The sequence below is a fragment of the Catenulispora subtropica genome (genome assembly GCF_039531675.1).
GTDB lineage: Bacteria > Actinomycetota > Actinomycetes > Streptomycetales > Catenulisporaceae > Catenulispora > Catenulispora subtropica.
The window spans coordinates 1-19,626 of sequence record NZ_BAAAQM010000016.1 but is presented as its reverse complement, the minus strand read 5'-3'; the positions used below and the strand labels follow the sequence as shown (position 1 = coordinate 19,626).

Annotated in this window: 18 protein-coding genes; 4 read left to right on the top strand and 14 right to left on the bottom strand. The window is 72.1% G+C overall.

Features of this window, described 5'->3' with window-relative positions; all coding sequences use genetic code 11:
• Positions 1 to 61 precede the first annotated feature (61 nt).
• From ABD466_RS15695 to ABD466_RS15685, 3 genes are read left to right on the top strand one after another with little or no spacing between them, the layout of a single operon-like run.
• Positions 62 to 1,744 (top strand): acetolactate synthase, encoded by a 1,683-nt coding sequence (locus ABD466_RS15695; RefSeq protein WP_425558658.1) that lies wholly within the window; start codon positions 62 to 64, stop codon positions 1,742 to 1,744.
• A gap of 20 nt (positions 1,745 to 1,764) precedes the next feature.
• A complete protein-coding gene (locus ABD466_RS15690; RefSeq protein ID WP_344657778.1) occupies positions 1,765 to 2,424 on the top strand; it encodes a hypothetical protein in 660 nt (219 codons plus the stop codon).
• A gap of 51 nt (positions 2,425 to 2,475) precedes the next feature.
• Complete coding sequence (locus ABD466_RS15685) at positions 2,476 to 2,799, top strand: class I SAM-dependent methyltransferase (protein ID WP_344657777.1); 324 nt, start codon at positions 2,476 to 2,478, stop codon at positions 2,797 to 2,799.
• 38 nt (positions 2,800 to 2,837) lie between these two features.
• Here ABD466_RS15685 and ABD466_RS15680 read toward each other — a convergent pair whose 3' ends face one another.
• Genes ABD466_RS15680 through ABD466_RS15665 form a run of 4 tightly spaced genes read right to left on the bottom strand, consistent with a single transcriptional unit; the run spans position 2,838 to position 9,031 of the window.
• Positions 2,838 to 3,200 (bottom strand): thioesterase family protein, encoded by a 363-nt coding sequence (locus tag ABD466_RS15680; RefSeq protein ID WP_344657776.1) that lies wholly within the window; start codon positions 3,198 to 3,200, stop codon positions 2,838 to 2,840.
• On the bottom strand, positions 3,197 to 6,571 hold the full coding sequence (gene cydD / locus ABD466_RS15675) for a thiol reductant ABC exporter subunit CydD (protein ID WP_344657775.1): 3,375 nt from the start codon (positions 6,569 to 6,571) through the stop codon (positions 3,197 to 3,199). Before cydD ends, ABD466_RS15680 begins: the two co-directional genes overlap by 4 nt.
• Positions 6,571 to 7,572, bottom strand: a complete 1,002-nt coding sequence (cydB, locus tag ABD466_RS15670) for a cytochrome d ubiquinol oxidase subunit II (RefSeq protein ID WP_344657774.1) — start codon at positions 7,570 to 7,572, stop codon at positions 6,571 to 6,573. Before cydB ends, cydD begins: the two co-directional genes overlap by 1 nt.
• Before the next feature lie 34 nt (positions 7,573 to 7,606).
• On the bottom strand, positions 7,607 to 9,031 hold the full coding sequence (locus ABD466_RS15665) for a cytochrome ubiquinol oxidase subunit I (RefSeq protein WP_344657908.1): 1,425 nt from the start codon (positions 9,029 to 9,031) through the stop codon (positions 7,607 to 7,609).
• Positions 9,032 to 9,217: 186 nt separating this feature from the next.
• On the opposite strand from ABD466_RS15665, the gene bsaP reads away from it, so the two are divergent.
• Positions 9,218 to 9,397: a biotin synthase auxiliary protein BsaP gene (gene bsaP / locus ABD466_RS15660; RefSeq protein WP_344657773.1), complete on the top strand. Its 180-nt coding sequence runs from the start codon at positions 9,218 to 9,220 to the stop codon at positions 9,395 to 9,397.
• Positions 9,398 to 9,464: 67 nt separating this feature from the next.
• Here bsaP and ABD466_RS15655 read toward each other — a convergent pair whose 3' ends face one another.
• From ABD466_RS15655 to infB, 10 genes are all read right to left on the bottom strand, one after another.
• Positions 9,465 to 9,680, bottom strand: a complete 216-nt coding sequence (locus tag ABD466_RS15655) for a biotin/lipoyl-binding carrier protein (protein ID WP_344657772.1) — start codon at positions 9,678 to 9,680, stop codon at positions 9,465 to 9,467.
• Between the two features lie 74 nt (positions 9,681 to 9,754).
• Positions 9,755 to 11,092 (bottom strand): HD-GYP domain-containing protein, encoded by a 1,338-nt coding sequence (locus ABD466_RS15650; protein ID WP_344657771.1) that lies wholly within the window; start codon positions 11,090 to 11,092, stop codon positions 9,755 to 9,757.
• A complete protein-coding gene (locus tag ABD466_RS15645) occupies positions 11,089 to 13,164 on the bottom strand; it encodes an HD-GYP domain-containing protein (RefSeq protein ID WP_344657770.1) in 2,076 nt (691 codons plus the stop codon). The genes ABD466_RS15650 and ABD466_RS15645 overlap by 4 nt, the downstream gene beginning before the upstream one ends.
• 354 nt (positions 13,165 to 13,518) lie before the next feature.
• A complete protein-coding gene (gene rsrA / locus ABD466_RS15640; protein ID WP_344657769.1) occupies positions 13,519 to 13,800 on the bottom strand; it encodes a mycothiol system anti-sigma-R factor in 282 nt (93 codons plus the stop codon).
• A 6-nt stretch (positions 13,801 to 13,806) separates the two neighbouring features.
• Entirely contained in the window at positions 13,807 to 14,571 is a 765-nt protein-coding gene (locus tag ABD466_RS15635) for a sigma-70 family RNA polymerase sigma factor (protein WP_344657768.1), read from the bottom strand.
• A 99-nt stretch (positions 14,572 to 14,670) separates the two neighbouring features.
• Positions 14,671 to 15,636 (bottom strand): bifunctional riboflavin kinase/FAD synthetase, encoded by a 966-nt coding sequence (locus tag ABD466_RS15630; protein WP_344657767.1) that lies wholly within the window; start codon positions 15,634 to 15,636, stop codon positions 14,671 to 14,673.
• 201 nt (positions 15,637 to 15,837) lie between these two features.
• Positions 15,838 to 16,755 carry a tRNA pseudouridine(55) synthase TruB gene (gene truB, locus ABD466_RS15625; RefSeq protein ID WP_344657766.1) on the bottom strand — a complete coding sequence of 306 codons (918 nt, stop codon included), beginning with the start codon at positions 16,753 to 16,755 and terminating at the stop codon, positions 15,838 to 15,840.
• A 4-nt stretch (positions 16,756 to 16,759) separates the two neighbouring features.
• On the bottom strand, positions 16,760 to 17,215 hold the full coding sequence (rbfA, locus tag ABD466_RS15620; protein ID WP_344657765.1) for a 30S ribosome-binding factor RbfA: 456 nt from the start codon (positions 17,213 to 17,215) through the stop codon (positions 16,760 to 16,762).
• Between the two features lie 28 nt (positions 17,216 to 17,243).
• Positions 17,244 to 17,540: a DUF503 domain-containing protein gene (locus ABD466_RS15615; RefSeq protein ID WP_344657764.1), complete on the bottom strand. Its 297-nt coding sequence runs from the start codon at positions 17,538 to 17,540 to the stop codon at positions 17,244 to 17,246.
• A gap of 95 nt (positions 17,541 to 17,635) precedes the next feature.
• A partial coding sequence (infB, locus tag ABD466_RS15610; protein ID WP_344657763.1) for a translation initiation factor IF-2 occupies positions 17,636 to 19,626 on the bottom strand: 1,991 nt, incomplete at its 5' end.

Here is a 19,626-nt window from a genome sequence, read left to right as displayed (position 1 = left end):
CCGGCGGAAAGCTACTGGCACGTAACTTCGCCTTTCCCGCCGAGCCCCCCAGGTGACCGCAGTGACCGAAGTCCAGCCCGAAGCCCAGCCCGCAACCCCGCAGCCGCTGCACGGCGGCCAGATCTCCGTCGAGGTGGCCCGCGCGCACGGCGTGCAGACCATGTTCACGCTCTCCGGCGGACACGTCTTCCCGCTGTACGACGGCGCGGTGAAGGCCGACCCGCCGATGCCGATCCTGGACGTCCGCCACGAGCAGACCGCGGTGTTCGCCGCCGAGGCCACCGCCAAGCTCACCCGGCGGCCCGGCCTGGCCGTGCTGACCGCCGGGCCCGGCATCACCAACGGCGTCTCCGCGGTCACCACCGCGCACTTCAACGGTTCCCCCGTCGTCGTTCTCGGCGGCCGCGCCGCGGATTCCAACTGGGGCAAGGGCGCGCTCCAGGAGCTGGACCACCCGCCGCTGCTGGCCCCGGTGACGAAGCGGTCCGCGACCGTCCACACCACGGCCGCCCTGGCCGCCGAGCTCGACGACGCGTTCGCCCTCGCCGACGCCCCGCACCGCGGGCCGGTGTTCCTGGACTTGTCGCTGGAGGCCGCTTACGACGTCGACGCCGGGCCGCTGCCAGCTCCCGCGCCGCGCCGGGACGTGACCCCGGACCCGGAGGCCCTCACCGCGATCGGCGAGCTGCTCGCGCGCGCCGCGAAGCCGGTGCTCGTGCTCGGCTCCGACGTCTGGATGGACGGCGCGGACAGCGCCGCGCTGGCCTTCGCGGAGGAGACCGGCGTCCCGGTGATCACCAACGGCATGGGCCGCGGCATCCTGCCGCGCGGCCACCGGCAGCTGGTCACCCGGGCCCGCTCGGCCGCCTTCGGCGGCGCCGACCTGGTGATCGTGGCCGGCACGCCGCTGGACTTCCGGCTCGGCTACGGGCTGTTCGGCGGCCGGGACGGGAACCCGCTGGCGCCGGTGGTGCACCTCGCCGACTCCCCGGACCAGCTCAGCACGCACCTCGGTCTGGCCGGGAGCGCCGCGGGCGACCTGTCGGCGGCTTTCGCGGGCATCGCCGAGGCCTGGCGCGGCGCGGCCAAGCCCGGCGGCTACGCGGACTGGCTCTCCGCCTTGCAGGACCGGGCCGCGGCGGCCATCGCCACCGACACCGAGCTGCTGACGTCCGCCTCCGACCCGATCCACCCGGCCCGGATCTACGGCGAGCTGCTGCCGCGGCTGGCCGAGGACGCGGTGGTGATCGGCGACGGCGGCGACTTCGTGTCCTGGGCCGGCCGCTTCGTGGAGCCGGCGCGGCCCGGCTGCTGGATGGACCCGGGGCCCTATGGCTGCCTGGGCACCGGCCTCGGCTACGCGATCGCGGCACGGCTGGCCCGGCCGGCCTCCCAGGTGGTGCTGATGTTCGGGGACGGCGCGGCCGGGTTCTCGCTGATGGACGTGGACACCCTGGTGCGGCACCGGCTGCCGGTGGTGATGGTGGTCGGCAACAACGCGTGCTGGGGGCTGGAGAAGCACCCGATGCAGGCGCTGTACGGGTACGACGTCGCCGCCGACCTGAACCCGGACGCCCGCTACGACCGGGTGGTGCAGGCGCTCGGCGGCGGCGGGGAGTTCGTGACCGACCCGCGGGAGATCGGGCCGGCCCTGGACCGCGCCTTCGCCTCCGGCGTCCCCTACCTGGTGAACATCGCCACCGACCAGGCCGTCGCGTATCCGCGATCGACCACGGGGCTGTAGCTCCCGTAGTCTCCAGCCTCGTGACTGACTGGGTGACCATAGCCTCGCTGGCCACCGCCGGGACCACGCTGGTCCTGGCGGGGGCCACCCTCTCCTCGGTGCGGGCCGCGTCGCGCGCGGCTTCGGCCGCCGAGCGCGCCGTGCAGGTGGGCCTGCGGCCTGTGCTGCTGACCTCCCGGCTCACCGACCGGGACGAGAAGGTGTTCTGGGCTGACGACCACTGGGCCGTCGTGCCCGGCGGCCACGGCTACGCCGAGGTCGTGAACGACAACGTCTACCTCGCGATATCGGTGCGCAACGTGGGCACCGGCCTGGCGGTGCTTCAGGGCTGGGACGTACACGAAGGCCGGCTCCACGCCGAGGAGGACCACACGCCGGCCCGCGACCACCGGCGGATGATCCGCGACCTCTACGTCCCGGCCCACGACGTCGGGTACTGGCACGCAGCCATCCGCGACCAGGACGACCCGCGCTACGAGGGCGTCGCGGCCGCGATCAAGGAGCGGCGGGCGTTCAGCGTCGAGGTGCTGTACAGCGACCACGACGGCGGCCAGAGCAGCATCAGCCGCTTCGTCCTGCGGCCGCGGGGGGACCAAGGCGGCGGCTCGGACTGGATCACCGCGACCGGGCGGCACTGGAACCTGGACCGGCCGGACCCGCGCTCGACGGAGTACGTCTGAGGGCCTAAAACCCTTCGTGGCGGCGCGGAGCCCCGGCTGGCGTCGAATGTCATGAGCGCCGAGACCACCGCCCCGGATCCCGCCGACTGGCTCGACTACAACCGCGCCAACTGGGACGAGCGGGTCCCGATCCACGTCGACGGCGACTTCTACGACGTGGAGGGCTTCGTCGTCGGGCGGGAGACCGTTCCGGAGTTCGCCCTGGCCGAGGTCGGTGACGTGCGCGGCAAGAGCCTGATCCATCCGCAGTGCCACATCGGGACCGAGACGCTGGGCTGGGCCCGGCACGGAGCGACGGTCACCGGGCTGGACTTCTCCCAGCCCGCGCTGGACACGGCCTCGGACCTGGCCGAGGGCATCCGCGGGTTCCGCTGATGTACTCGCTGCGCGCATCGAAGCCGGTCTGATCCCGCCTACAGTTTCGCCATGAACCGCTTGGCGTCGACGATCACCCTCGTGATCTCGCCCTCGCCGACCAGACGGCCGTCGCCGTCGTGCGCGGCCACGGTGAAGCGCAGCAGGCGGTCGTCGCGGTGGGTGAGCTCGGCGGCTGCCGTGACCGTCCCGCCGACGCGGGTCGGGTAGAGGTGGTCGAAGCGGACGCGGGTGCCGACGGTGGTCTGCCCGTCGGCCAGCAGCCCGGCGGCCGCGGCGACCGTCGCCTGCTCCGCGAGGGCGATGAGGCGAGGCGTGCCGAGGACCGGCAGGTCGCCGGAACCGAGGGCCTCCGCCGTGTCGGCGGGGGTGACGTGCAAGGTCGTCTGGGCGCTGGTCACGCGTAGACACTACACATGCTGTGGAAGACGCCCTGGAGGCGCATGAGTTCCCCCCACGTGCCGCGCTCGACGACGCGGCCGCCGTCCAGGACCACGATCTCGTCGACTCCTTCCAGGCCGGTCAGCCGGTGGGTGACCAGCAGGACGGACTGCGGCAGCGCCAGCAGGTCGCGCAGCAGCGTGTCCGCGGTCGCCGGGTCGAGATGCTCGGTCGGCTCGTCGAGGAGCAGGACGGGGAAGCCGGCCAGGAGCGCGCGAGCCAGGACCAGGCGGCGGTGCTGGCCGCCGGAGAGCCGGGCGCCGTGCTCGCCGACGAAGGTGTCGAGACCGTCCGGCAGAGTCCGGACCCAGTCGGCGAGGCGGGCGCGCGTGAGCGCGGCTTCGAGGGCGCGGTCGGTGGCGTCGGGACGGGCCAGGCGGAGGTTCTCGCGCAGGGTGCTGTCGAAGATGTGGGCGTCCTGGGCGCAGAGGCCGATGACGCGGCGGACGTCGTCGGCGGCCAGCTCCGCGGTAGGGACACCCCCGAGGGTGATGCGGCCGGCAGTCGGCTCGACGAAGCGCAGCAGGGCGCTGATGAGGGTGGTCTTGCCGGAGCCGCTGGGACCGACGACGGCGACCTTCCGCCCGGGAGTGAGCTTGAGGTCCACCGGATGGAGGGCCGGCGTTTCGCCGCCCGGCCAGGTGACTTCGAGGCCTGTGACGTCGACGGTGAGCGCCGGTTGCGCGGGCAGCGGCCGCGGAGCCGCGGGCTCGGTGACGGCGTCGGGCGCGTCGAGGACTTCCTGGACGCGTCGTTCGGCCGCACGAGCGCGTCGGAGGTACTGAAGCGCCTGGGGCATGCCCGCCGTGGTTTCGAAGAGGGCGAGCGGCGTGAGGACGACGACGGCGAGCAGGAGGCCGTCCATCCTTCCGGCGTGCACCGCCCGCAGACCGACGAAGATGACGCCCCACACGGTGGCTCCGGTCGCGAGCGCTGTGAGGGCGGCGCCCAGGGCCCGTCCGGCGACGGAGCGGCGCTCGACGTCCGTGAGGCGCCTGTCGGCTGCCTGGAGGCGCTTCACGCGGCTGTGGACGGCGTCCGCGGCGATGAGATCGGGGGCGCCGCGGAGGAGTTCGTGGAACTCGGCGGACAGGACGCCCTTGACGGGTGCCACCTCCGCGTCCGCACGCCGTGAAACCCCCGCGGCGACCAGCGGAATCACGACACCGGTCACCGCCAGACCCGCGGCGGTGACGATCGCGGCACCCGGCGACGCCGCGGCGATCGCCAGCGCGGCCCCGCCCCCGACCAGACCCGCCGAAATCGAGGGGATCAGGAAGCGGACATAACGTTCCTGCACGGCGTCGACATCGGCCACGAACCGCGAAAGCAGATCGCCCCGCCGCCGCCCCGGCGCCTGCCGGCGCAGCCGCTCATAGGTCCGCACCCGCAGCCCCGCCAACACCCGGAACGCGGCATCGTGCGTGACCAGCCGCTCGGCGTACCGGAACACCGCCCGCCCGATCCCCAGCGCCCGCACCCCGGTGATCGCCACCATCAGCACCAGGATCGGCGGCTCCTGCGACGCCCGCGAGATGAGCCACGCCGCCGTCGCCGCCAGCCCAACCGCCGCCCCCGACGCCGCGGTTCCGAGCGCGGCGGCGAGCGCCAGGCGGGCGATGGGAGCACTGGGAGCACCGGAGTCGCCGACGCCGCCGTCCTCTTCCAGCGAACCGTCCGCGGTCACGACGCGCCCTCTCGGAAGATCGCGGCCGGGATCGTTCGCCGGATCCCCGACCGGTGCGGCGCAGCGGTCGCCGACCACCACCACCCGATCCGCGACCTCCGCCAACGCCGTCCGATGCGCCACCACGATCGCCGTCCGCCCGGCGACCAGTCGCCGCACGCTCGCCACGACCTCGGCCTCGCCGGCCGCGTCCAGGGCCGCCGTCGGCTCGTCCAGCAGCACCACGGGCCGGTCCGCCAGGAAGACCCGCGCCAGCGCCAGCCGTTGCCGCTGGCCCGCCGACAGGCCGTGCCCCCGCTCGCCGATCCGCGCCGACAGGCCGCCCGGCAGGGCCGCCACGAAGTCCGCCGCCCCGGCCGCCCGCAGCGCCGCCCAGACCTCCGCCTCGCCGGCCTGCGGACGCGCCAGCCGCACATTCTCGCCCACCGTCCCCGCGAACAGGTGCGGATGCTGCGGCAGCCATGCCACCGGCCCGCCCGCGGCGGCCGTCCCCGCCTCCGCGGTCACGAACCCGAGTACCGCTTTCAAGACCGTCGACTTCCCCGCCCCCGAAGCACCGACCAGTGCCACGCACTCTCCCGGCGCCACCGTCAGCGAGAAGTCCGCCAGCGCCGGTTCGGAGCGCCCCGGGTATCGAATCGTCAGACCCTTGATATCGATCCCCGCCACCGCGGACCGCTGCCCCGGCATCGCCGGCACCGCCTCCAGCACCGCCAGCACCTCGTCGGCGGCCGCCTTCCCCTCCGCGCTGGCGTGGTAGAACGCGCCGACCTGGCGCAGCGGCCAGTACGCCTCCGGCGCCAGGATCAACACCAGCAGCCCGGTGTGCAGGTCCAGGGTCCCGGCCACCAGGCGCAGCCCGATGCCGACCGCGACCATGGCCACCGAGACCGTCGAGGCGAGTTCCAGGACCAGCGAGGACAGGAAGGCCAGGCGCAGTGTCCGCAGGGTCGCCGTACGGTTCGCTTCCGTCGCGCGGCGGATGGCGGCCGCCTGGGCCTTGGCGCGGCCGAACACCAGCAGGTCCGGCAGCCCCGCCACCACGTCCAGGAAATGCCCTGCCAGCACGTCCAGGGCTCGTCGCTGCCGCTCGGTGTGCGCCCGGGTCGCCAGTCCCACCAAGGCCAGGAACAGCGGGATCAGAGGCAGGGTCACCAGGACGATGAGCCCTGATTCCCAGTCCACGCCGAACAGCACCGCCAACACCGCCGCCGGGACTGTCACCGACAGCACCACCTGGGGCACGTAGCGCGCGAAGTACCCGTCCAGCGCGTCCACGCCCCGCGTCGCCAGGGTCACCAGAGCCGCCGTCTTGCGGCCGGCGAGCCACTGCGGCCCCAGCGCCAGCGCGTGCGCGGCCAGCCGGACCCGCAACGCCGACTTCACCGACGCCGCCGCGTGGAACGCCGCCGCCTCCGTGGCCCAGGCGATCAGCGCCCGGGCCGCGACACACACCGCCAGGGCCGCCAGCGGAACCGTCTCGGCCCCCGGCGCCGCGCCCCGCTGGAACCCGGCCACGATCAGCGCTGCGAGCGCCCACGCCTGGCCGATCACCGCCGCGGCGGAGAGCGTGCCCAGCACCACGCACGCCGCCGCCCAGGGCCGCACGGCCCGCGCATGCCGCGCCAAACGCCGGTCCGGCATCAGTGCGCCGCGGGGATGTTCCGGGTCCCGATCCGCTTGCGGAACACCCAGTACGTCCAGCCCTGATACAGCAGCACGAGCGGCGTGAACACACACGCCACCACCGTCATCACGGTCAGCGTGTAATGCGACGAGGACGCCGAACGCACCGTCAGCGACCAGCCCGGGTTCAGCGACGACGGCATCACGATCGGGAACAGCGCGATGAACATCGACGCGATCATCGTGGCCACCGCCGCGCCGGACAGCACGAACGCCCAGCCGTCGCGGCGGGCCCGGACCATCGCCGCACAGCCGACCAGTGCGACCACCGGCACCGCCGCCACGATCCAGGAGAAGGTCCCGCCCCACTGGTTGTTCACCCGGATCAGCAGCAGCCCGACGAGCAGCACGCTGACCAGCGCGGCCGGCACCGCGATCCGGCGCGCGCCGTCCCGGATCGGCCCGACCGTCTTCAGCCCGGTGTAGACGGCGCCGTGGGCGAGGAACAGCACCACGAAGGCCAGCGCCGCGACGATGCCGTCGAAGGTCGTCAGGAAGTCCGCCATGCGGCCGTGGAAGTTCATGTCCTCGCCGATGTCGGTGCCGGAGAACATGCAGCCGAAGACAAGCCCCCAAAGCACCGGCGGCAGCAGCGACCCGAGGAAGATGCACCAGTCCCACACGGGCTTGAACCGCGGATCGTCCTTGCCGCGGTACTCGAACGCGACATTGCGGACGATCAGCAGCAGCAAGATCAGCAGCATCGGCACGTAGAAGCCGGACAGCAGGGTGGCGTACCAGTTCGGGAACGCCGCGAAGGTGGCGCCGATCGCGGTGATCACCCACACCTCGTTGCCGTCCCACACCGGGCCGATGGTGTTGATCAGCACCCGGCGGTTCACGTCGTCGCGCGCCAGGAACCGGGTGAGCATCCCGACCCCGAAGTCGAAGCCCTCCAGGAAGAAGTAGCCGATCCACAGCACCGCGATCAGCAGGTACCAGAAGTTCTCGAGGCTCACTGGCCGTCCCTTCCTCGTGTCCGGTCCACGCGGCTCAGTAGGCGAAGGCCAGCGGCCGGTCGTCGCCGCCCTCGGTGTCGGACACGGCACTCGGCGGGGTGTCGTGGGCCCCGGCCTTGATGTACTTCACCGACAGCTTCACCTCGACCACGGCCAACACCGCGTACAGCAGGGTGAACAGGATCAGCGAGGTCAGCACCCGGCCGGCCGGCACCGCGGGAGAGACGCCGCTCCGGGTGAACATCAGGCTGTAGACGATCCACGGCTGGCGCCCGGTCTCGGTGAAGATCCAGCCCCAGGCCGAGCCGATCACCGGGAACAGCAGCGTCCACAGCCCGAACCGCCAGAACCAGGTGCCCCACGCGCCCTCGGGGGTGCGGCCGCGCCGGGTGAACCAGAGCCCGAACAGCGCCACCAGCACCGAGACCATCCCGAAGCCGATCATCCAGCGGAAGGACCAGTACGCCATGGGGATCCACGGCCGGTAGTCGCCGGGACCGTGCTGTGCCCGTTCGGCGACGTTGACCTGGTTGATGCCGGTGACCGGATCGTGGAAGTTGCCGTGGGCCAGGAAGGACAGCAGCCGCGGGATCTCGATCTCGACCGAGTTGCGGCCCTTCTCCACGTCGCCGATCGCGAACAACGAGAACGGCGCCGGCCCCTGGGTGTCCCACAGCGCCTCGGCCGAGGCCATCTTCATCGGCTGCTGCTCGAACATGACCTTGCCCTGGAAGTCCCCGGACACCGCCACCCCGACGCCGGCGATCAGCAGCGCCCACAAGCCGACCTTCAGCGCGGGCCGGAACACCTCCGGCTGACGCTGTTTACGCAGGTGGTAACAGGCGATCCCGACCAGGGCCGCGCCCGCACACAGGAAGCAGGCGGTGAGGACGTGGAAGAACGTGATGACCGTGGTCCGCTGGGTGATGACGGCCCAGAAGTCGGTGAGCTCGGCGCGGCCCTGGAGCGCGTTGACCTCATAGCCGACCGGGTGCTGCATGAAGGAGTTGGCGGCGAGGATGAAGTAGGCGCTGGCGGCGGTGCCGAACGCGGCGAGCCAGATGCAGGCCAGGTGCACCCCGCGGGGCAGGCGGTCCCAGCCGAAGATCCACAGGCCGAGGAACGTGGACTCCAGGAAGAAGGCCAGCAGCGCCTCGATGGCCAGCGGCGAGCCGAAGATGTCGCCGACGAAGCGGGAGTACTCCGACCAGTTCATCCCGAACTGGAACTCCTGCACGATCCCGGTGACCAGCCCGAGCGCGAAGTTGATCAGGAACAGCCGGCCCCAGAACTTGGTGGCGCGGAAGTACTGCTCCTTGCCGGTGCGGTACCAGGCGGTCTGGAACCCGGCCACCAGGAACGAGGTCCCGATGGTCAGCGGCACGAAGAGGAAGTGGTAGACCGTGGTGATGCCGAACTGCCAGCGTGCGACCGTCACCGGGTCCATGGCGAGGTTCACGGTCTGCTGCACGGCGCGGCCTCCAGGGGCGTGGTCGTTTGACCACGCAGAGTAGTGGATCCGCGTTCTGTGATGTCAAAGCCATGTCACCTGTTCGGCGGCACGACCGGACCCCTGAGGCACAGCGGCGCGAAGCGCCTCCATGCCGGTTGGCGATGGGAGACGGGCGGGGGTTACCGTGCCTGCATGGAATTCTGCGGGCAGTGCGGCGAGCCGACGGCGTCCGCCGGGCACGAGCGGTGCGCGGCGCGGGCGGAGCTGGAGCCGCCGCGGTACTGCGGCCGCTGCCGGCGGCGGATGGTGGTCCAGGTGGTGCCGACCGGCTGGGCGGCCAAGTGCGTCGAGCACGGGACGATCACCGGCTGACGGACCGGAACCCTCGAGCGCGCCGCGCGGACCGGTCCGCGCGGCGCGCTCGGAGTCTGCGGGGACGTCAGCCGATCTCGGCGATGAGGTCGCCCTCCTGGACCACGTCGCCCTCGGCGACCGCGAGCCGGGTCACCGTCCCGGAGACCTCGGCCAGCACCGGGATCTCCATCTTCATCGACTCCAGGATCACGAGGGTGTCGCCGTCCTCGACCGCGGCGCCCTCGGCTGCCACGACCTTCCACACGTTGGCCACCATCTCGGCGCGGACTTCCTCGGCCACGTTCGACGCTCCTCATAGTCTTGAACAACGGTGTACGAGCGCATCCAATCATGACGCGGCCGGCGCCGCCGCCCTCACTCCCCCACCATCCGGCTGAGCGACTCCACCACCGCCGGGTCGTAGTGCACGGCCAGGCCCAGGCGGATGTGCCGGAGCGCCTCGGTGCGCTCGGCCGTCTCCGGGGTGGCCCCGGCCAGGTCGTCGTAGTCGTTGGCGACGCGGAGGATGCGGCTGGGCAGCGGCCCGGCCGCCCCGAACGGGTCGGGGTGGTGCTCGACGATGTCGGCGGCGTTCCCGAGGGCGCCGGCACGGCGGATCACCTCGGCGCCGGCCCGGGCCAGTTCGCGTTGGCGCTGCAACGGGAGCGGGGCGGTGCGGCCGCCGTGGACCGGCTCGGCGACCGAGAGCTGCCCGATGTCGTGCATCAGGCTCGCGTACTCCAGGTCCAGCAGCTGCGCCTCGCTCAGGCCCAGCTCGCGGCCGATGCGCAGACAGGTGCGGGCCACGCGGCGGGCGTGGCCGGGCTGGGTCAGGCCGGCCACCTCGGTGATCCGCGACAGCGCCCTGATGGTCTCGAGGTGGACCTCCTTGATCCGCGCGAAGCGGCGCAGAGACAACTGCGTGAAGGTCAGGGGCAGGCACAGCACCGGCAGCACCCAGATACTCATGGTCCGGGTGGCCAGGCTCACCAGCAGCGCCGTGGCCACCACCGCCAGGCCGACCCGGGTGGTGAAACGCAGCTCGTCGCGCAGCGCGGCCAGAACCGGCCGCCGGTGGTTGCCGGCCTGGAGCACGGCGCCGAGGAGCGCGTCGCTCACGATCGCCAGGCAGAGCAGCCCTGCGGTGACCAGGCCCACCGACACGCTGTGCAGGTGGTGGGTGAGGAAGTCCTGGTCCTCGGCGATCTTGTCGGCCAGCGCCGGGGCGTCGGGCGCCGAGCCGAGCACCCAGCGCAGGTAGAACATCCGGAAGACCTCGGCCGTCAGGGCCACCATCAGGAACCGGCGCGCGGTGTAGTCCAGCGTCGTGGGCCGCCGGACCGCCAGGTGCGGCACCGAGCCGACGAGGAAGCCGAAGGCGGCCACCGTGACCGCCTGCGCGGCGGTGTGCGAAGCCGGCTCCCGGCCGATCTCGGTGACCACCGCGTAGGCCAGCCCGGTCGCCGAGCCCAGCGGCGCCGCTTCCCGCCCGCCGGGCAGCCGCACCCGGAACGCCTCGCCGGCGGCGATGATCGCGCCGAAGGTCAGCGCGTAGCCGGGCTGGACGAAGCCGTGGACCGCGCCGCCGGCCACCGCGGCGAAGGCCACGAAGCAGGCCAGGACGAGCAGCACCGGGTTGCTCTGCGCCCACGCGGTCGGGGCGTCGGCGTCCGGGTCGAAGGCCCGGTGCCCCAGGGGTTTGGCGTGGGTCATGCCGCGGATCCTTCGGAACCCTGGGGATCACGGGGGCCGGCGGGATCGGCCGAGCCGGGGCCGGCCGGATCGCCGAGCCCGGACCCGATCGGGTCCGGGCCGTCCGCCGCCGGATCCGTGACCGGACCGCGCTCGAACCAGCTCGCGCCGCCGTCAGCGGACGCCGCGGCCCCGTCCTCCGGGACCGGACGCTCGGCCTCGGGACGCGCCGACCGCGGATCCGCGCCCCGGATCCGCATGGAACCCGGGATGGTGCACGGCTCCACGGTCCCCTCTTCGGCCGGAACGCCCAGCGAGACGTCCCGCAACCGCAGCGTGAGGCCGCCGAACGGCTCAGGCGGGCCCTCGTCCGGCTCGGGGGCCGGTTCGCGCACCACCGCCGAATGCATCCGGGCCGACCACCCGTCGTCGAAGTCCGCGATGGACCCGCCCGCGGAGCCGACCGCCCCCGCCGCGTCGGGGCCATCGGTTCCGGCGGACCCGGCAGACGCGGCAGAACCGGCGGCCGGCCTCACATCCGGCTCCGGCCCCGCCTCACCCTCGACCCGGGGCACCGCCTCCAGCGGCTCGGCCGAACGCGGCCCCGGGATCCCGCCGCCCGGGCCGATCTGAGGCCGGCCCGCGTACGGCGGCTCCGGGCCGCTCCCTTCCCAGGCCTCGGACAGCCAGCTCGGGAACCAGTCCGAGAACCACTCGGCCGGGACGAACGGGTCGTCGTGGTCGGCGAAGGAGAACCCTGGCACCCGCTTGGGCAACGGCCAGGGGCCGGTCGGCACGGCGGCGGTCTCGTCGGCCGGCGGTTCGGCGGGAGCCAGCTCGGTGGGCACCCACGGCCGACCGGCGCGCTCGGCCAGCGCCAGGGCCTCCTCGAAGGTCCGGACCAGGGCCGGGTCGAACTGCGTGCCGGCGCCGCGGCGCAGCTCGGCCACCGCCTCCTCGACCGACCGGGCGGCGCGGTAGGAGCGGGTGGAGGTCATGGCGTCGAAGGCGTCGGCCACCCCGATGATCCGGGCGAACTCCGGAATCTCGTCACCGGACTTGCCGGTCGGATAGCCGCGGCCGTCCAGGCGCTCGTGGTGGTAGAGCACGCCTTCGTAGACCTCGGTGAGGAACCGGATGTCCCGCAGCACCGCCACGCCGTGGTTGGGGTGCATGCACAGCAGCTTGAACTCGTCCTCGGTCAGGCCGCCGGTGCTGGTCAGCAGCCGGGTCGGGACGCCGAGCTTGCCGATGTCGTGCAGCAGCCCGGCGAACCGCAGCATCACGACCCGCTCCTGCGGCATCTTCAGCTGCCGGGCGAGCATCTCCGCGCCGCGCGCCACCCGCTCGCTGTGGCCGCGGGTGTACGAGTCCTTGATCTCCACCGCCTGCACCAGCGCCGCGATCGTGCCCTCGTGCGCGGCCTCCTCCTGCGCGTACTGCAGCAGGCTCCAGTGCGCGATGTACATCGGGACCACGACCAGCGGCGTGGTGTACCAGCCGATGTCGTTCCACAGCGCCAGGAAGATCAGGGCCAGGACGGCCGAGGAGTAGTACGGCATGGTCGCGCGCTTGAGGTCGCCGCGCAGCACGTCGAGGAAGCGGGCGTGGGAGGACAGCGCCAGGAAGCCGGCGACGATCAGCTCGTTGACCAGCAGACAGGTGGTGACCGAGGCGAAGACCGGCCACAGGAAGCCGGGGAAACCCAGGAAGTGCCCTTGGTCGTGTCCGCCTGTGAGATAACACACAGCGGCGCCGGAGGCCGGCACCAGGCTCAGCATCGCGGCGTTGACCGTCCGTTTGATCCAGGTGGTGGTCGCCGCGGGCGGCGTGCTCAGCGAGGTGACCAGCCCGACCAGCGCGGCCGCCGGCGGCGCCAGGACCAGCACCGTGATCAGGGTGACGACCAGCGAGATCGACATGGTCCAGCCGGAGACGCCGATCTTGACCCGGGAGATCCGCTCGGCCGCCACGACCAGGGCGCACAGCGCCAGCAGCAGAACCGGCTTGGTCCTGGACAGCGGCAGCAAGGCGATCGTGGCCGCGGCTGCGGCCAGCAACGTGAATATGTAGCACCGCAGGGAGAACGGCATCGGGCATCCTCTTGTCCGCGCCGGGAGCGCGTCGGCACCGGTCAACGCAGAACCCTGTCACGAAACGAGCGGCGGGTCCACAGGCCGGCGCATGGGGCGGCGCCGGCCTGCGCGGTTCACCAGACCGGGTTCCTCACCCGAGGTTGCCGCTTCCCGTGATCGAAATCATGCCGACTCACCGTCTCCCACACTCGCCCGCGATCGTAGGGCGGATCGCGGGAATGGATCAAAGCACGTACGAGTACAGAGGAAAATCACGGCCCCGTCAAGAAAAGATCCACTCTTCCGTGGGATCCGGGCCGGAACGCGCCAGGGGCGCGCCACCCGGCACGCCCCTGGAACACCGTGGACCGGCTACTCGCCGGAACCGGACACCGCGACCTCGCCCCGCACGTGGCGGATCCGCGCCAGCACTTTGTCGCGCAGGTCCACCGGCGGCTCGTCACACCCGCAGCACCGCTGCACGAGCTTCTTCACCATCGCGTCCAGTCCGTACTTCTCCAGACAGGGCTGACACTCGTCGAGGTGGCGCTTAAACGCCGCGCAGTCCTCCTCGGGCATCTCGTTGTCGATGTACTCGTAGAGATGGTCGAGGATCTCCGTGCATGGGGTCTCATGCGGCTGGCCGCAGCTCATGACGGTTCAGTTCCCTTCCGACGCGGCGGCCACCAGGCCGCGCTCCCGCGCGTAGTCCTCCAGCATCGCACGGAGCTGCCGCCGGCCGCGGTGCAACCGGGACATGACGGTGCCGATCGGCGTACCCATGATGTCGGCGATCTCCTTGTAGGCGAACCCCTCGACGTCGGCCAGGTAGACCGCGATGCGGAACTCCTCGCCGATCGCCTGCAGCGCCTCCTTGACGTCGGAGTCCGGCAGGTGGTCCAGCGCCACCGTCTCGGCCGAGGGCAGGCCGGCCGAGCTGTGCGACTCGGCCCGGGCCAGCTGCCAGTCCTCGATCTCCTCGGTGGGGCTCACCTGGGGCTCGCGCTGCTTCTTGCGGTAGCTGTTGATGAACGTGTTGGTGAGGATCCGGTACAGCCAGGCCTTGAGGTTGGTGCCCTCGCGGAACTGGTGGAAGGAGGCGAAGGCCTTGGCGAACGTCTCCTGGATCAGGTCCTCGGCGTCGGCCGGGTTGCGGGTCATCCGCAGCGCGGCCGGGTACAGCTGGTCCAGGTAGACCAGGGCGTCGCGCTCGAAACGCTCGTTGCGCTGGTCCTCGGTCTCGGCCGGGTCGGTGCGCACGGCCTCGGCGGGCTCGGCGACGACGGCCTCACCACCACGTGCGTCATCAGCGGTCACGGCGACCGTCCTCACCTCCTCGGGGGTACCCGACGAGCTTATCCAAGGCGACACGTCCGACAAGTCGATCTTGACCGTCGAACGCCGCTCCGTCAGTGCCAAAGTCATTCCTGTCCCCTCGGCTGCGGGTAGTACCGCCTACAACCAAGGAGGGGATCTCCGTATTCCCGGCCATCCCGGGCGTGACGTGCGTCTCAGTGACGTCGGTCACCCCGCCGCGTCGGTGATCTCGCGGGCCGCCTTGCAGTCGTCGGCCATCCGGTCCAGCAGCGCCTCGACCGAGTCGAACTTCAGCGTGTCCCGGATCCGCGCCGCGAACTCCACCGCCACATGGGTGCCGTACAGGTCCAGGTCGTCGCGGTCCAGCGCGTACGCCTCGACCCGGCGCTCGGTGCCGTCGAAGGTCGGGTTGGTGCCGATGGAGACCGCCGCCGGGTGCCGGAACGCCTTCTCCGGCTTGTCCACGTCGGTGATCAGCCAGCCCGCGTACACGCCGTCCGAGGGGACCGCGGCGAACGGCACCGTCTCCACGTTGGCCGTCGGGTAGCCGAGCTCGCGCCCGCGCTGGTCGCCGCGGACCACGACGCCCTCGACCCGGTGCGGCCGGCCCAGCAGCTCCGCGGCCTCGGCCACCGCGCCGTCGGCGATGAGCGTGCGCACCCGGGTGGAGGAGAAGCGGTTGTCGGCGCTCTCGCCCTCGGGGCCCTTCAGGCTGACCGGCACCACCTCGAAGCCGTGGCGGCCGCCGGCGTACTCCAGGGCCTCGACGTTCCCGGCCGCGCGGTGCCCGAACCGGAAGTTGGCGCCCACCACCACGGCGCGCGCGTGCAGGCTCTCGACCAGCACGACCCGGATGAACTCCTCCGGCGACCAGCGCGACATCTCCAGGCTGAACGGCAGCACCAGCACCGCGTCCACGCCCTCGGCGGCCAGCAGCTCGGCCCGGTGCCGCTGGGTCGTGAGCAGCGGCGGGTGGCTGCCCGGCCGGACGATCTCGCTGGGGTGCGGGTCGAAGGTCATGACCACGGTCGGCAGGCCCAGTGCGCGACCCTTGGCCACGGCGGTCCGGACCACCTCGCGGTGGCCGCGGTGGACGCCGTCGAAGACGCCGATCGTGACGACCGAGGGGCCGAAGTCCTGCGGGACCTCGGCGGTGCCGTGCCAGCGTTCCACGGGGATGCCTGCCTTGTGGTTGGAAGAGATCTGCCGAGACACAAGAGTGCCATCCGAGGACCGCGCACGCGCAATCGGTCCCTACCCACCCGTCCTCCGGCTCCGCCCCGCTACCGCGGGGCTGCGAGCCGGACGATGCGTAGGGGCCCAAGACCGCACCGTGGCCAAGGACTTCCGCCCCGCTTCACCACGCCGACGCGGTCACAGGAACACCGCGACCGGCTTCGCCTTCTTCCCGCTCGGCAGGTCCTCGTACAGCGCCAGGAACCGCCCCTCGGGGCCGAACACCGCCACCGGTTCGCCGCCCTTCCCGGAGGCCTCCAGGAAGCCGCCGTGGGCCACGGACGCGGCCTCCTGCTCGGACACCTCCCGGGCCGGGAACGCCGCCCGCGCGGCCGCGTCCAGCGGCACCACGGGCAGCTCCCCGCCGCCGTCCACCAGTTCGGTGAGCTCGGCCAGCGGCCGGGCCAGCTCGAGGGTGTACGGACCGACCGCGGTGCGCCGCAGCATCGTGAGATGCCCGCCGACGCCCAGCGCCGCGCCGAGGTCCCGCGCGAGCGCGCGGATATAAGTCCCCGAGGAGCACTCGACCGTGACGTCGACGTCGACCAGCGGGCCCTCGCGCCGCACCGCGTGCACGGCGAAGCGGAAGACGGTCACCGGCCGGGCGGCCAGTTCCACCTCCTCGCCCTCCCGCACCCGCTTGTACGAGCGGACCCCGTCCACCTTGATCGCCGACACCGCCGACGGTCGTTGCATGATCGCGCCGGTCAATGACGGAATCACGCCGCGGATCATGTCATCTGACACGCTGGAGGCGTCGGCCCGCGCCGTGACCTCCCCCTCGGCGTCGTCGGTGACGGTGCTCTGACCTAGGCGGATCGTCGCCTCGTAGGTCTTGCGGGTCAGCGCCAGGTGGCCGAGCAGCCGGGTGGTCTTCTCCACGCCGACCACCAGCACGCCAGTGGCCATCGGGTCCAGCGTGCCGGCGTGGCCGACGCGCCGGGTGCGCGCCAGCCGCCGCACCCGGCCCACCACGTCGTGCGAGGTCCACCCCGCGGGTTTGTCGACGATCACCAGGCCGCCGGGCCCGTCGTCGGCCTTGGTCCGCTTCCCCACGCGCTCAGTCGTCCTCGTCGTCGAACTCGTCGTCCGCCTCGCGCGGCGCGCGGTACGGGTCGGGCTCGCCGGCGTAGTCCGCCGTGGCCGCCGCGTCCCGGACCGCGGCGTCCGACACCGCGACCTTGGCCAGCAGGTCCTCGATGTTCCGCGCGCCCTCCGGGATGGCGTCGGCGACGAAGGTCAGCGACGGGGTGTGCTTCACCCCGGTCTGCCGGCCCACCTCGGTGCGCAGCACGCCCTTGGCCGACTCCAGCGCGGCCGCGGACTCGGCCCGCTCCTCCTCGCTGCCGTAGACCGTGTAGAACACCGTGGCGTCCCGCAGGTCGCCGGTGATCCGGACGTCGGTGATGGTGACGAATCCGAGCCGGGGGTCCTTGACCCGGCCCTTGAGGGTCTCGGCGACGATCACCCGGATCCGGTCGGCCAGCTTCGCGGCCCGCGTCCCGTTGTTCGCCATGGGGATCACTCCATTCGTACTCGGATTCTTATTCGTCCTCGTCGCTGTGCAGCCTCCGGCGGACGCTGAGCAGCTCGATCTCCGGGCGCCACGCTACGGTGCCCTCCAGATCGTCGAGGACCTCGTTCACTCGTGCGGCCGTGGCCGCGACCACCGCCACGCCGATCTCGGCCCGGCGGTGGAGATTCTGGTGGCCGGTCTCGGCGGCGGCGACGCCGGCGCGCTTGTCGAGCTCGGCCAGGATCGGCTTCACGATCCCGCGCTTCTCCTTCAGCGAGTGGACGTCGCCGAGGAGGATGTCGAGGGTCAGAGTCCCCACGAACACTTTGCATCAGGGCCAACCCGGCCCAGGGGATGAGTCTCTACACGAGTAGAGAGTAGTAGGGGCGGCCCGGATGGACCGCCCCTTCATCGATCACCTCAGACGCGCGGCTTCTCGCGCATCTCGAAGGTCTCGATGATGTCCTCTTCCTTGATGTCGTTGAAGTTCCCGAGGTTGATACCGCACTCGAAGCCTTCGCGGACCTCGGTGACGTCGTCCTTCTCGCGCCGCAGCCCCACGATCGTGAGGTTGTCGGCCACGACGGACCCGCCACGGATGAGGCGTGCCTTGGAGTTCCGCTTGATGAGCCCGTCCTGGACCATGCAGCCGGCGATGTTGCCGATCTTGCTGGAGCGGAAGACCGCGCGGATCTCGGCGGTGCCGAGCTGCACTTCCTCGTACTCCGGCTTCAGCATGCCCTTCAGGGCCGCCTCGATCTCCTCGATCGCCTGGTAGATGACCGAGTAGAAGCGGATCTCGACGCCCTCGCGGTCGGCCTTGGTCTTCGCGCGCCCGTCGGGACGGACGTTGAAGCCGAGGATGACCGCGTCGGAGGCCATGGCCAGGTCGACGTCGGACTCGGTGATGGAGCCGACGCCGCGGTGCACGACGCGCAGGTCCACCTCCTCGCCCACGTCCAGCTTGAGCAGCGAGTCCTCGAGGGCCTCGACCGAGCCCGCACCGTCACCCTTGATGATGAGGTTGAGCTGCTGGACCTCGCCGGCCTTGATGACCTTCTCCCAGTCCTCGATCGAGACGCGCTTGCGGGAGCGGGCCATGGCCGCGTTCCGCTCGCGGGTCGCGCGGCGCTCGGCGATCTGCCGGGCCACGCGGTCCTCCTCGACCACCAGGAAGGTGTCGCCGGCGCCGGGAACCGAGGTCAGGCCGAGCACCTGCACCGGACGGGACGGGCCCGCCTCGGCGACCGACTCGCCGTTCTCGTCCATCATGGCGCGCACGCGGCCGTAGGCGTCGCCGACGACCATCGAGTCGCCGACCCGCAGCGTGCCGCGCTGCACCAGGACCGTGGCCACGGCGCCGCGGCCGCGGTCGAGGTTGGCCTCGATCGCCACGCCCTGGGCGTCCATGTCCGGGTTGGCCCGCAGGTCCAGCGACGCGTCGGCGGTCAGGATGACCGCCTCCAGCAGCGCCTCGATGTTCAGCCCCTCGCGCGCGGAGATGTCGACGAACATGGTGTCGCCGCCGTACTCCTCGGCCACCAGGCCGTACTCGGTGAGCTGGCCCCGCACCTTCGTCGGGTCCGCGCCCTCCTTGTCGATCTTGTTGACCGCGACCACGATCGGCACGTCCGCGGCCTGCGCGTGGTTCAGCGCCTCGATGGTCTGCGGCATCACGCCGTCGTCCGCCGCGACCACCAGGATCGCGATGTCCGTCGCCTTGGCACCGCGGGCCCGCATGGCGGTGAACGCCTCGTGACCCGGGGTGTCGATGAAGGTGATGGCCCGCTCGCCGCCGGCGACGTCGGCGACCACCTGGTAGGCGCCGATGTGCTGGGTGATGCCGCCGGCCTCGCCCTCGATGACGTTGGTCTTGCGGATCGCGTCCAGCAGGCGGGTCTTACCGTGGTCGACGTGACCCATGACGGTCACGACCGGCGGCCGCGCCTGCAGGTCGTCCTCGCCGCCCTCGTTCTCGCCGAAGTCGATGTCGAAGGACTCCAGCAGCGCGCGGTCCTCCTCCTCCGGGGAGACGATCTGCACGGTGAAGCTGAGCTCCTGGCCGAGCAGCTCGAAGACGTCGTCGGAGACCGACTGCGTCGCCGTGACCATCTCGCCGAGGTGGAACATCACCTGCACCAGCGACGCCGGGTTGGCGCCGATGCGCTCGGCGAAGTCGGTCAGCGACGAGCCGCGGGGCAGCCGGATGGTCTGGCCGTTGCCGCGGGGCAGCATCGCGCCGCCGAGCGACGGCGCCTGCATGTTGTCGAACTCTTGACGCCGCTGCTTCTTCGACTTGCGGCCGCGGCCCGGACGACCGCCGGGACGGCCGAACGCGCCGGCCGTGCCGCCGCCGCCCGCGCGACCGCCGCGGCCGGTGAAGCCGCCGCCGGGACGCGGACCGCCGTAGC